This is a genomic window from Marcopretia estuarina LEGE 06307 (assembly GCF_056633115.1).
In genome coordinates this window covers 333,377-345,748 of sequence record NZ_JBSJOY010000005.1, presented here as the reverse complement: position 1 = coordinate 345,748, position 12,372 = coordinate 333,377, and the positions used below count along the sequence as shown (strand labels likewise).

The window sequence follows — 12,372 nt, the reverse complement described above, 5'->3', positions numbered from 1 at the left end:
CTCGCTTCTATCACCGCCTGAGGTGGCCGCAATATATAAGTTGAATCCCCTGCCGCCCAGCCCCCATGCCTGCCGATCCGATCCTGCTCAAAGCCGGGCAGTGGCTCGCGGGGGCGAGCGCGGTGCTGGCCGTGGCGACCCTGGTGGGGTTCATCTCCAGCTGGGGGATCCGCTTCCGGCTGGTGGGGGTCACCAGCTTCACTGTGCTGCTGTCACTCTCCTGCTGGGCCTTCGCGATCAGCTACAACCCCCGTGAGAAGGTCGAAGGGGCGGTGAACGCTCCGATCGTGTTCGACAACGGCACCAACCTGGTGGTGGCCACCGCCGGCGCCGATCTGAGCCCAGCCTCCTACGGGCCCACCGTGGAGCAGGTGGCCCGCAACCTGCGCGGCAGTGGCCGCATCACCACCGACGGCAGCGTTCATGTGCGCCTGCGGCGTGTGGAAACGGTGGCACCAGGCGTGAGCAAGCCCGTGGTGCTGGCGGAAGCCACCCGCGGCCGCGATGGAACCGTGGTGGTGATCAAGCCCTGAACGTCCCCGCCCCCATGTATCCCCTGCCCCAGCACTTCCATCTGGAGCAGGAGCAACTCCAGGCCGCCGGCGTGCGGGAGTGGGCCAGCCTGGCCCGGCTCCAGGACGGGGCCCTGCGCCAGTTGGCGAGACAGGGGGCTTCCGAACAGCGGCTGACGCGTCTGCGCGGCCAGGCAAGGCTGATGGAGGCGCTCGCCCTCGACGCCGGTGATGCGGCCCTGTTGCTCCATGCCGGCATTGCCACAGCCACCGCTCTGGCGGAATGCTCACCGGAACGGTTGCAGGTGCAGCTCACCCGGCTGGAGCGGGCCCTGCGGCCAGGAGCTCTTGCCAGAATCGACCGTGACACCGTGCGCGGCTGGATCCTTCGGGCCCGCAAGGCATCCAGTCGCTCCCCAAACTGACCCGCCGCGCCCCTGCCCCACCCTCCATCTCACTGGAATGGGAGCACTCCCTCCTTGGTCTTGCATTGATTTACACCCGTCGCTGGGGAGACACCAGCCATGCGCTCTGCTCCCTCACAGCCGCACTCGCATCGTTCGCCGTACTGGCAGCCGCTCCAGCCGGTGCCGCTTCCGCCCTGCTCGAATCGGTCAAACAGAATCCGCAGGTGGCCCAGAACCTCTGCAGTCAGTTGCGTGCCCTCAATGCCCAGGGCGTCCGCTCCAGTTCCCCCCAGGCTGTAGCGATGGTGGCCCAGAGCCGCAACGTCAGCACTCAGGACGCCGAAGTGCTGACGACTTACGTGGTGGGCCTCTACTGCCCAGACGTGCGCTGAGCCGCATCGGTGCCTGACGCCCTGCCGGTGGAGTCCAGCGACACCTGGATGCCCTGCGCCGATGGGGTGAAGCTGGCCAGCCGCGTCTGGAAGCCGAGCACGCCTGGGCGCTGGCCGGTTTTGCTGGTGCGCCAGCCCTATGGCCGGGCCATCGCCTCCACCATCACCGCCGCCCATCCCCACTGGTATGCCCAGCAGGGCTATGCGGTGGTGGTGCAGGACGTGCGCGGTCGGGGCGATTCGGCCGGCCAGTTCGAAGGATTCGCCCAGGAGGCCCTGGATGGGGCCACCGCGGTGCAATGGGCGCGCAGCCTGCCGTTCGCCGATGGCAAGGTGGGCACCTACGGCTTTTCCTATCAGGGCCTCACCCAGGTGCTGGGCAGCGCAGACACGGCGCCACCGGATGCCATGGCCCCGGCCATGACCGGCCTCGATGAACGGCTTCACTGGGCTAGCGACGGGGGCGCACACCGCTGGGCGCTGGGGCTGGGCTGGGCACTGCAGCTGGCCGCAGAAACCGTGCGCCGCCGCGGTGACCACGACGCCTGGCAGGCGATCCGCCGCAGCCTGGAGAGCGGGCAGTTCCTGATGGAGGGGATGGCGCTGCTGGAGCGCCACGACCCCAACGGCATGGGGCTCGGCTGGCTGCACCTTGATCCCCGGGAACCGAACGGCTGGCGCTGCCACCACCCTCCGCCGGCTCTGCTGCGCCAGCCCATGCTGCTGATCGGCGGCTGGCTCGACCCACATCTTTGCGGCGTGCTTGACCTGCTTGAACGCAGTCGGGCGTGCGGCGGCTCAGCGAGACTGCTGGTGGGTCCCTGGACCCATCTGAACTGGAACGGCGGAATTGATCAGCTGCAGCTGGCCTTCTTCGACCGGCATCTGCGTGGCCGTGAGCCCACCAAGATGCCGGCTGCCTGCGCACTAGGCGACCTCACCAGCGGGGCCTGGGTCCCTGCCCCGGCCGCTCCTCATCCTTCCCTGGTGTGGGGCCTACGCAGCGGCGGGCTGGCGGCGATCAATGCAAATGAGGGGCAGCTCACAGAGGCCGGGAAGGGGGGTGGTGCGGTGTGGCTGGTGCACGACCCCTGGCGGCCCTGCCCCGGCCGTGGTGGCCATCTGGCCCTGGAGGCCGGCCTGGTGGAGAGGGGCGACATCGACCAGCGCAGCGATGTGGCCTGTTTCACCTCGGCGCCTCTCGCGCAGGATGTGCAGCTGTGCGGCAGGCCAGAGCTGGTGGTGGATCTGGCCGCCGATCAGCTCGGCCACGACCTGTGTGGGGCGCTTTCGGTGGTGCGCGCCGGAGGCAGTCAGGTGCTGCAGCTCTGCACAGGGGTGGGTCGCTGGCTCGGCCACGATGCCCTGACCGTGCAACGACGCCGGCTGCAGTTCCAGCCCCTGCTGGCCACGCTTCGCGCCGGCGAATGCCTGCGCCTGTCTTTGGCGGCGGCGGCATGGCCGCAGATCGCCGTCAATCCCGGCGATGGCTATCACCCCAGGGGACGCACAGGTCCCGACCATCGGGTGATCACCCTCCAGTTCAGTCTCCAAGAGGCGCAGTTGCACCTCAAGCCGCTCACGTCGGCGAAACTTTGCTGATCCCAACCCTCTGACTGCCATGGTTCTACGTTCAGCCCTTCTGGCTGCGGCCCTGTTGGCCGGCTTCTCGGGGCCGGCGGCACTGGCCACTACCAGCCTCTCCCAGGCCGACGCCAAGCGTGCAGCAGAAAACCTGCTCACGGCCCTCGGCCAGAGGAACAGCCAGGCGATCTACGAGCAGCTGGCTCCGGAGTTGCGCCAATCCACGACCGTAGAAAAGGTCAATCAGCGCCTGCAGGGCCAGGAAAGGATCCTCGGCAGCAAGGTGCTCGAGGTTGTGAGTGGGGTAGACGACAGCACGGTGGAAGCGGAGCTGACCACCCCCAGCGGCGCAAAGAAGATCGTGTTGGTGGTCGATGAACGGGGCCGGTTACTGGCCTGGGAGTGGGAGCGCAGCAGCACACCAATCCGTCAGATCGCCAGCAGCTTCGTTACCGCAGTGAGCCGTGGCGAAGTGGTGACGGCACGGAGCATGCTGTCGCTGGAGCTGCAGCAGCAGATCTCCGCGCAGGAACTCACAAACCGCTGGCAGAACCTGGAGAAACGCACCGGCCCCTTCCAGCGGGTGCGCGGCACCCTGGTGGCCAGTCAGGGTGGTGACCAGCAGCTGGTGCTCGTCACCACCCAGTTCAGTCGTCTCACCGACAACCTGTTCGTGATCCTCGATTCCGCCGGCCACATCATCGGCATCGATTTCCCCACCACCCCGCCGCGCTGAGGCGGCGGAGCAGGTGGGCGGCCTAAGCTCCCGGCTCGCCCGCATGTGCGCCCATGGCTCCCGCCAGCCTCGACTGGATGGTCCAAGACGGTCAGAAACTCGAAGAGTGCCGTCACGATCATCCGTTTGCGGTGCTGGGGCCCCAACCTCTCGGCGATCACTGGGTGGTGAGGGCCTGGATGCCCGAGGCCGAACGGGTGGAACTGCGTCTCAATGGCCAGTCGCTGGCGATGGAGTGCCCCCATCACCGCTGGCTGTTCGAAGCGGAACTGGATCACGATCCCGCCCAGAATTACCAGTTGTGGGTGCGACGCGCAGGTATCGAGCACCAGCAGCACGACCCATGGGCCTTCCGTGAAGAGTGGATGGGCGAGCTCGATCGCCACCTCTTCGCCGAAGGCAACCACCACCACATCTGGCGGCGGCTTGGAGCCCATGTGTGCGAGCGCAATGGTGTGGCGGGCGTGCAGTTCGCCCTGTGGGCTCCCAATGCCCTCACGGTGGCGATGCTGGGCGATTTCAACGGTTGGGATGGCCGCCACCATCCGATGCAGCTGCGCCTCGGTGGCATCTGGGAGCTGTTCATCCCCGGGCTGATGCCGGGAACGATCTACAAATACGAAGTCCGCAATCAACACGGGCACTGCTATCAGAAGGCCGATCCCTACGGCTTCCAGCACGAGGTGCGCCCGCAGCAGGGGTCGGTGGTGGCGCAGTTGGGCCAGTACCGCTGGTCCGACCAGGGCTGGCTGGCCGAGCGCGACAGCCGCGATCCGCTGGAGCAGCCGATCGCCGTCTACGAGATGCATCTGGGCAGCTGGATGCACGCGGCCATGGATCAACCGTTCATTGAGCCCGATGGCACGCCCCGGCCGCCGGTGGCCGCCGCTGATCTCAAGCCAGGCGCCCGGCTGCTCACCTATCCGGAACTGGCCGACCGCCTGATCCCCTATGTGAAAGCACGCGGCTTCACCCACATCGAGCTGCTGCCGATCGCCGAGCATCCGTTCGATGGCTCCTGGGGGTATCAAGTCACCGGCTTCTATGCCCCCACCAGCCGCTTCGGTTCCCCGGATGAGTTCCGTGCCTTCGTGGACCGCTGCCACGCCGAAGGCATCGGCGTGCTGCTCGACTGGGTGCCGGGCCACTTCCCCAAGGACAGCCATGGCCTGGCCTTCTTCGATGGCTGCCACCTCTACGAGCACGCCGATTCACGCATCGGTGAGCACAAGGAATGGGGCACGCTGATCTTCAACTACAGCCGCAACGAAGTGCGCAACTTCCTGGTGGCCAATCTTGTGTATTGGTTCGAGGAGTTCCACATCGATGGCATCCGGGTGGATGCTGTGGCGTCCATGCTGTACCGCGATTATCTCCGCCCGGATGGAGAGTGGCTGCCGAACGAATACGGCGGCAGGGAAAATCTCGAGGCCGTGCGCTTCCTGCAGCAGGCCAATGCGGTGCTTTTCCATCATTTCCCGGGGGCGCTGTCGATCGCCGAAGAATCCACCACCTGGCCCATGGTCACCAAGCCCACCGAAATCGGTGGCCTCGGCTTCAACTTGAAGTGGAACATGGGCTGGATGCACGACATGCTCGATTACTTCGAGCTGGATCATTGGTTCCGCCAGTTCCATCAGAACAACATCAGCTTCTCGATCTGGTATCACTACACCGAGAACTTCATGCTGGCCCTCAGCCATGATGAAGTGGTGCACGGCAAGAGCAGCCTGCTGCACAAGATGCCCGGCGACGATTGGCTGAAGTTCGCCAACGTGCGCGCCCTTCTCGCCTACATGTGGACCCACCCGGGCAAGAAGACCATCTTCATGGGAATGGAATTCGGCCAGCGCTCCGAATGGAACGTGTGGGGCGATCTGCAGTGGGATCTGCTCCAGTACGAGGCTCACAAAGGCCTGCTGGCCATGGTTGACGACCTCAACCGCTTCTACCGCGAAGAGCCAGCGCTCTGGCGCGACGACTTCGTGGAATACGGCTTCCAGTGGATCGACTGCAGCGACAACCGCCACTCCGTGATCAGCTTCATGCGCCGGGAGAGCACTACTGGGCGCTGGCTGGTGGTGGTGGCCAACTTCACCCCGCAGAGTCATTCCCACTACCGGGTGGGGGTGCCGCTCGAGGGCTACTACAGCGAGGTGTTCAACACCGACAGCAGCCGTTACGGCGGCAGCAACCTCGGCAATCTCGGCGGCAAGTTCACCGATACCTGCCCCATGCACGGCTACGAGCAATCCATCAACCTCTGCCTGCCGCCTCTCAGCGTGCTGGTGCTGCAGCGCGATGAAGCCCGCAGCCAGGCCCTGTGTGACGAATCCACCGAAGCCGGCCGGCTGGTCGGGTAGGTTCGCCGCTGGCATTCCCTCCCTCCATGGCCGAAACCCTGCCCCTGCTGCTGCGCGCTGCCCGAGGCGAGCAGGTGGAGCGGCCGCCGGTCTGGATGATGCGGCAGGCCGGCCGTTATATGAAGGTCTACCGCGACCTGCGTGACCGCCACCCCGGCTTCCGGGAACGCTCGGAGATCCCCGACCTCTCCTACGAGATCTCGATGCAGCCGTTTGAGGCCTTCGCGCCCGACGGTGTGATCCTGTTCTCCGACATCCTCACGCCGCTGCCGGGTATCGGCATCGACTTCGACATCATCGAGAGCAAGGGGCCGATCATCGATCCGCCGATCCGCAGCCAGGCCCAGGTGGATGCCCTGCGGCCGCTGGAACCCGCCGCCGCCCTCCCCTTCGTGGGCGAGGTGCTGGGCAGGCTGCGCCAGAGCGTGGGCAACCAGGCGGCCGTGCTCGGCTTCGTGGGCGCACCCTGGACCCTTGCCGCCTATGCGGTGGAAGGCAAGAGCAGCAAGAACTACGCCGTGATCAAGGCGATGGCGTTCCAGGAGCCGGCGCTGCTGCATCAGCTGCTGGGCCACCTGGCCGATTCGATCGCCACCTACGTGAGCTACCAGATCGAAAGCGGCGCCCAGGTGGTGCAGCTGTTCGATTCCTGGGCCGGTCAGCTCAGCCCGATCGACTACGACACCTTCGCCGCTCCTTACCAGAAGCGCGTGGTGGACCAGGTGAAGGCGAAGCACCCGGACACCCCGCTGATCCTTTACATCTCCGGCAGCGCCGGCGTGCTGGAGCGCATGGCCACCACCGGCGTGGATTTCATCTCCCTCGACTGGACCGTGGACATGGCCGACGGCTGCGCCCGTCTGCCCCAGCACCTCGGGGTGCAGGGCAACGTGGATCCCGGCCTGCTGTTCGGCACGCCTGAGGCGATCCGCGCCCGCATCGTCGACACGGTGCTCAAGGCGCGCGGCCGCCGTCACATCCTCAACCTGGGGCACGGCATCCTGCCCGGCACCCCCGAAGACAACGCCCGCGTGTTCTTCGAAGCCGGCAAGTCGGTGAATGAGTGGATCGGGGCGGCTGTTTGAGCAGTTCCGCATCGCCCGGCCCGCGCCAGCGGGTGCTGATCACCGGCGCCAGCGGCTGCGTCGGACAGACGATCGCTGAACAGCTCTACCGCGAAAGCGACGTGGAGCTGCTGCTCTGGCTGCGCGATCCCGCCAAGCTCACCGCCGTGCCGGCCGACGATCCGCGCATCACCCTGCTGGTGGGCGACCTGCGCGATCAGGAGCCCCATGCCGGGGCGATCGCCTCCGCTGACCGCATCATCCACACCGCCACCGCCTGGGGCGATCCCGAGCGGGCCCAGCAGGTGAATGTGGTGGCGGTGAAGGAGTTGCTGGGCCGCACCGATCCCGAACGGCTGCAGCAGGTGATCTATTTCTCCACCGCCAGCATCCTGGATCGCAACCTGCAGCTGCTGCCGGAAGCGCAGGCCTACGGCACCGAGTACATCCAGACCAAGGCCCTGTGCCTGCAGCAGCTGGAGCAGCACCCGCTGGCGGAGCGGATCGTGGCCGTGTTCCCCACGCTGGTGTTCGGCGGCTCGGTGCAGCCGGGTGATCGCTTCCCCACCAGCTACCTCACCGCCGGTCTGCAGGAGGGGGTGCGCTGGTTGTGGCTGGCGCGCTGGTTGAGGGCGGAGGCCAGCTTCCACTTCATTCATGCCGTGGACATCAGCCGGGTGTGCGTCCACCTGTGCCTGCAGCCGCACCAGCCCAACAGCGAACCCGGCCAGGGGCCGGTGCGGCGCCTGGTGCTCGGTCAGCCCGCCGTCACGGTGGATGGGGCGATCACCAGCCTGTGCCGCTGGCGCCAGTGTTGGCGGCCGCCGTTCGGCCTGGCCCTGAGCGGCTGGCTGATCGAAGCCCTGATCAAGGTGCTGCCGATCGAGGTGAACGCCTGGGATCGCTTCAGCATCCGTCAGCGCCACTTCATCCACAGCCCGGTCAGCCCGCCGGAACGGTTCGGCCTGGTGAGCCATGCCCCCACCCTGGAGCGGGTGTTCGACGCCGCTGGCCTGCCCCATCGCGGCGCGGTGGGCTGAAGGCTGGGCCGCCACACCGGTTGACGGCAGCCCACCTCAGCTGGCGCCACGCGCCGCTTGCGTAACGAGATTGTTTCGATCCTCCCGCGTGCTGCAGCGCCGCGTGGGGACGAGACCCTAACTTCTTCTCGTTGCACGCCTTTCGATGCGCCGTCTGCTGTCATTTGTTGCCCTTGCCCTGGCGCTTCTGCTGGGTTCCGCGTCTCCTTCGTTCGCCGCGGATGTCGCCCATGGCGGCCAGGTGTTCTCCGCTAACTGCGCGGCTTGCCACATGGGCGGCGGCAACGTCGTGAACGCCGAGCGCACACTCAAGAAAGAAGCCCTCGAGGCCTACCTGGCCAACTACAACGAAGGCCACGAATCGGCCATCGCCTACCAGGTCACCAACGGCAAGAACGCCATGCCCGCCTTCGGCGGCAAGCTCACCGAAGCTGACATTGCTGATGTGGCCGCCTACATCGAGCAGAAGTCCTCGGAAGGCTGGTCCTGAGCTCTGCTTCCGCTCGCGCTGTCAGGCTCGAGCCCCTCAAGGCTTTGATCTTCACGGCCCATCCCTGAGCCTGGCCTGAGGCTCCATCTGCCATCCGCCTCTTCACCGGGGCGGATTTTCTGTGTGAGCGCGCGGGAGCCTGGGCGGATCAGCCGGTAGGGCAATGCCGTCCGGCGATCCGCCGCTCAGCCAGCTGCCGTGAGCTTCCTGTGCTGGTGTTCGAGGGGCAGCGCACCCGCGCCATGCCTGCCACGCGTCGACACAGCCAGACCAGCGCCTTGAGGCACGGCCTTCAGCCCAGCGGTTTCCGACGAGGCTTCAGCCCAGCTCCTTACGGCGGGCGAGCACGGCCAGATACAGGTCTTCCGGTACATCGCGGATGTCGTACTCGCTGGGCAACACGCCGTGGGCATGCCGGTGCACCACCAGCCAGCAGTTGCGCTCCGGGTCCCTGGCGGTGGCATCGAACAGCCGCGATTCTTCCGCCAGCCGGCTCACCAGCTCGTCGGTCGGGATGGAATCAGGGGGCAGGGCTGTCATCGGCGGGCGCACCATCCATGGCCTGGCCAACGAGACTAGGCAGGCGCCCCCCTACCTCCATGGCCATGAGTCCCGCAGCCCCGCCTCTTCGCCAGCCGGGGGGCCACAGCGTTCTCAACAGGCGCTGCAAGCGCCATGGCTTCGTCTGCCGGGCGGCGCTTGCCTTCACCACGGCGGCCACCCTCACCACCGCCCTGCTCGGGCCAGCGGCGCGTCCTGCCCGCGCCCAGACCCCGTCTCCCAACCAGCCGGAGGCGATCGGACCCTCCACAGCGCCGCTGAAGAGCTGCCCACGGCTGCCGCCCACCCCTGATTCCAACCTGCAGCCGCTGCAGCTCAAACCCGAGCAGGTGGCAGGCAAGAACGGCATGGGCTGCCTCTCCGCGGCCGATGCCGTCTATGGGCCCGATGGCTGCCCCGTGCGCCGTTGCACCAGGGCGGAGAGTCTGCGCCGGATGCAGTTCCCGCTTCCCGCCGCCACAGGGCCGTGATCGCGGGCGCCATGGGGGGTTTTCTGTGGGTATCGGTTCGGTGCTCCCTCTGAGCCCAGCGCAGAAGTGATTCATAGGGTGAATTCATCTCCCCCCGACGGCGCAACGCGCGCACCCCGCCATGCACCCCACTGCCGAAACCTTCACCGAAAAGGCCTGGGCCGCCATCGTGGCCGCCCAGCAGCTGGCCCAGCAGAAACGCCAGCAACAGTTGGAAAGCGAGCACCTCTTCGCCGCACTCCTGGCCCAGCAGGGGCTGGCAGGGCGGATTCTGGAGAAGGCCGGCGTGAACCCCGCCGTGCTCACCGAGAAGGTGGAAGCCTTCATCGGCGGCCAGCCCAGCCTCGCCACCGCGCCCGAGAGCGTGTACCTCGGCAAGGCGCTGAACCTGCTGCTGGATCACGCCGCCACCCTGCAGAAGGAATTCGGCGACAGCTTCACCTCGATCGAGCATCTGGTGCTCGCCCTCGCCAACGACGCCCGTTGCGGCCGCCAGCTGCTCTCGCAGGCAGGCGTGGATGCCACGAAACTGCGTCAGGCCATCGAAGCCGTGCGCGGCAGCCAGAGCGTGACCGATCAGAACCCCGAAGGCACCTATGAATCGCTGCTGAAGTACGGGCGTGATCTCACCCAGGCCGCCAAGGACGGCAAGCTCGATCCGGTGATTGGCCGCGATGAGGAGATCCGGCGCACGATCCAGATCCTCAGCCGCCGCACCAAGAACAACCCGGTGCTGATCGGCGAGCCCGGCGTGGGCAAGACCGCAATCGTGGAAGGCCTGGCCCAGCGGATCATCAACGGTGACGTGCCGGCGGCGCTGCAGAACCGGCAACTGGTGTCGCTGGACATGGGCGCTCTGATCGCCGGAGCCAAGTACCGCGGTGAATTCGAGGAGCGGCTCAAGGCCGTGCTCAAGGAGGTGACCGCCTCCGAAGGTCAGATCGTGCTGTTCATCGACGAGATCCATACGGTGGTGGGGGCCGGCGCCAGCGGCGGCGCCATGGATGCCAGCAACCTGCTCAAGCCGATGCTGGCCCGCGGCGAACTGCGTTGCATCGGCGCCACCACCCTCGATGAGCACCGCCAGCACATCGAAAAGGATCCGGCCCTGGAGCGCCGCTTCCAGCAGGTGTTCGTGGACCAGCCCACGGTGGAGGACACGATCTCGATCCTGCGCGGGCTGAAGGAGCGCTACGAAGTGCACCACGGCGTGCGCATCGCCGACAACGCCCTTGTGGCCGCCGCCGTGCTCAGCAGCCGCTACATCGCCGATCGCTTCCTGCCCGACAAAGCGATCGATCTGATGGATGAATCGGCAGCGCGGCTGAAGATGGTGATCACCTCCAAGCCGGAAGAGATCGACGAGATCGATCGCAAGATCCTGCAGCTGGAGATGGAGAAGCTGTCACTGGGCCGTGAATCCGATGCGGCCAGCCGCGATCGGCTCGAACGGCTGGAGCGGGAACTGGCCGAGCTGAGTGAGCAGCAGAGCGGCCTCAATGCCCAGTGGCAGAAGGAAAAGGGCTCGATCGACGAGCTCAGCGCCATCAAGGAAGAAATCGAGCAGGTGCAGCTGCAGGTGGAGCAGGCCAAGCGCAGCTACGACCTCAACAAGGCGGCCCAGCTCGAATACGGCACCCTGGCGGAACTGAACAAGAAACTGGCAGCCAAGGAGAGCGAGCTCAATGCCGCCGGTGCCGACAAGACCCTGCTGCGCGAGGAGGTCACCGAAGACGACATTGCCGAGGTGATCGCCAAGTGGACCGGCATTCCGGTGGCGCGGCTGGTGCAGTCGGAGATGGACAAGCTGCTGCATCTGGAAGCGGAACTGCACCGCCGCGTGATCGGCCAGGAGCAGGCGGTGACCGCCGTGGCGGATGCGATCCAACGCTCCCGCGCCGGCCTGTCCGATCCCAATCGGCCGATCGCCTCGTTCCTGTTTCTCGGCCCCACCGGCGTGGGCAAGACCGAGCTCTCCAAGGCGCTGGCGGCCCAGCTGTTCGACAGCGCCGACGCCATGGTGCGCATCGACATGAGCGAATACATGGAGAAGCACGCCGTGAGCCGCCTGATCGGAGCGCCTCCCGGCTATGTGGGCTACGAGGAAGGCGGCCAGCTCACCGAAGCGGTGCGGCGGCGTCCCTACGCGGTGATCCTGTTCGACGAGGTGGAGAAGGCCCACCCCGATGTGTTCAATGTGATGCTGCAGATCCTCGATGACGGCCGCGTCACCGATGGGCAGGGACGCACGGTGGATTTCACCAACACCGTGCTGATCCTCACCAGCAACATCGGCAGTGCCTCGATTCTCGATCTGGCCGGTGATCCAGCCCGCCACGGCGAAATGGAGCGGCGGGTGAATGAGGCCCTGCGCGGCCACTTCCGCCCCGAATTCCTCAACCGCCTCGATGAAACGATCATCTTCCACAGCCTGCGGGCCGAGGAACTGCGCCAGATCGTGGAGCTCCAGGTGGAGCGGCTGCGGCTGCGGCTGGCCGATCGCAAGATCGGGCTTGAGCTCGATGCCGCCTCACTCGACTGGCTCGCCACCGCCGGGTACGACCCCGTGTACGGCGCACGGCCGCTGAAGCGAGCGATTCAGCGGGAGCTGGAAACCCCGATCGCCAAGGCGATCCTGGCCGGTACCTACGGCGAAGGTTCCAGCGTGGGGGTGTCAGTGCTGGGCGAGCGGCTGCACTTCCAACCCCAGCGCCAGGTGGAGCCTGCGCTCGCATGAGGCCCCTGCTGGAGGC

At 66.6% G+C, this 12,372-nt stretch carries 12 protein-coding genes; 11 read left to right on the top strand and 1 reads right to left on the bottom strand.

The features are described 5' to 3' along the window. The first annotated feature begins 65 nt into the window (after positions 1-65). The 9 genes from ACWJI3_RS13365 to ACWJI3_RS13325 all read left to right on the top strand — a co-directional run bounded on the left by ACWJI3_RS13365 (position 66) and on the right by ACWJI3_RS13325 (position 8,588). A complete protein-coding gene (locus ACWJI3_RS13365) occupies positions 66-533 on the top strand; it encodes a Ycf51 family protein (RefSeq protein WP_480203920.1) in 468 nt (155 codons plus the stop codon). A gap of 14 nt (positions 534-547) precedes the next feature. Then, positions 548-937, top strand: coding sequence for a DUF4332 domain-containing protein (locus ACWJI3_RS13360; RefSeq protein ID WP_094512917.1), 390 nt, complete (start codon positions 548-550; stop codon positions 935-937). Between the two features lie 65 nt (positions 938-1,002). Beyond that, complete coding sequence (locus ACWJI3_RS13355; RefSeq protein ID WP_255100827.1) at positions 1,003-1,311, top strand: hypothetical protein; 309 nt, start codon at positions 1,003-1,005, stop codon at positions 1,309-1,311. 9 nt (positions 1,312-1,320) lie between these two features. Continuing rightward, entirely contained in the window at positions 1,321-2,913 is a 1,593-nt protein-coding gene (locus ACWJI3_RS13350; RefSeq protein WP_480203919.1) for a CocE/NonD family hydrolase, read from the top strand. A gap of 19 nt (positions 2,914-2,932) precedes the next feature. Next, positions 2,933-3,631, top strand: a complete 699-nt coding sequence (locus tag ACWJI3_RS13345; RefSeq protein ID WP_259730528.1) for a DUF3887 domain-containing protein — start codon at positions 2,933-2,935, stop codon at positions 3,629-3,631. Between the two features lie 53 nt (positions 3,632-3,684). Beyond that, positions 3,685-5,994, top strand: coding sequence for a 1,4-alpha-glucan branching protein GlgB (gene glgB, locus ACWJI3_RS13340; protein WP_480203918.1), 2,310 nt, complete (start codon positions 3,685-3,687; stop codon positions 5,992-5,994). 26 nt (positions 5,995-6,020) lie between these two features. Further along, entirely contained in the window at positions 6,021-7,079 is a 1,059-nt protein-coding gene (hemE, locus tag ACWJI3_RS13335; protein ID WP_094512920.1) for a uroporphyrinogen decarboxylase, read from the top strand. Then, positions 7,076-8,098, top strand: a complete 1,023-nt coding sequence (locus ACWJI3_RS13330) for an NAD-dependent epimerase/dehydratase family protein (RefSeq protein WP_480203917.1) — start codon at positions 7,076-7,078, stop codon at positions 8,096-8,098. The genes hemE and ACWJI3_RS13330 overlap by 4 nt, the downstream gene beginning before the upstream one ends. 145 nt (positions 8,099-8,243) lie before the next feature. Beyond that, the gene (locus tag ACWJI3_RS13325) at positions 8,244-8,588 is read left to right on the top strand and encodes a c-type cytochrome (RefSeq protein ID WP_094512922.1); all 345 of its coding nucleotides are present in this window, start codon (positions 8,244-8,246) and stop codon (positions 8,586-8,588) included. Positions 8,589-8,906: 318 nt separating this feature from the next. Here ACWJI3_RS13325 and ACWJI3_RS13320 read toward each other — a convergent pair whose 3' ends face one another. After that, positions 8,907-9,128, bottom strand: a complete 222-nt coding sequence (locus ACWJI3_RS13320) for a hypothetical protein (protein WP_094513036.1) — start codon at positions 9,126-9,128, stop codon at positions 8,907-8,909. A gap of 65 nt (positions 9,129-9,193) precedes the next feature. On the opposite strand from ACWJI3_RS13320, the gene ACWJI3_RS13315 reads away from it, so the two are divergent. Continuing rightward, on the top strand, positions 9,194-9,619 hold the full coding sequence (locus ACWJI3_RS13315) for a hypothetical protein (RefSeq protein WP_480203916.1): 426 nt from the start codon (positions 9,194-9,196) through the stop codon (positions 9,617-9,619). A gap of 121 nt (positions 9,620-9,740) precedes the next feature. Beyond that, on the top strand, positions 9,741-12,356 hold the full coding sequence (clpB, locus tag ACWJI3_RS13310; RefSeq protein ID WP_094512924.1) for an ATP-dependent chaperone ClpB: 2,616 nt from the start codon (positions 9,741-9,743) through the stop codon (positions 12,354-12,356). The last annotated feature ends 16 nt before the right edge of the window (positions 12,357-12,372 follow it).

Bases quoted from the DNA above. Each gene is read 5' to 3' on its own strand.
- ACWJI3_RS13320 (WP_094513036.1), bottom strand. From the start codon at position 9,128: ATGACAGCCCTGCCCCCTGATTCCATCCCGACCGACGAGCTGGTGAGC.
- ACWJI3_RS13325 (WP_094512922.1), top strand. From the start codon at position 8,244: ATGCGCCGTCTGCTGTCATTTGTTGCCCTTGCCCTGGCGCTTCTGCTG.
- ACWJI3_RS13365 (WP_480203920.1), top strand. From the start codon at position 66: ATGCCTGCCGATCCGATCCTGCTCAAAGCCGGGCAGTGGCTCGCGGGG.
- ACWJI3_RS13315 (WP_480203916.1), top strand. From the start codon at position 9,194: ATGAGTCCCGCAGCCCCGCCTCTTCGCCAGCCGGGGGGCCACAGCGTT.
- ACWJI3_RS13360 (WP_094512917.1), top strand. From the start codon at position 548: ATGTATCCCCTGCCCCAGCACTTCCATCTGGAGCAGGAGCAACTCCAG.
- ACWJI3_RS13345 (WP_259730528.1), top strand. From the start codon at position 2,933: ATGGTTCTACGTTCAGCCCTTCTGGCTGCGGCCCTGTTGGCCGGCTTC.
- glgB (WP_480203918.1), top strand. From the start codon at position 3,685: ATGGCTCCCGCCAGCCTCGACTGGATGGTCCAAGACGGTCAGAAACTC.
- clpB (WP_094512924.1), top strand. From the start codon at position 9,741: ATGCACCCCACTGCCGAAACCTTCACCGAAAAGGCCTGGGCCGCCATC.
- hemE (WP_094512920.1), top strand. From the start codon at position 6,021: ATGGCCGAAACCCTGCCCCTGCTGCTGCGCGCTGCCCGAGGCGAGCAG.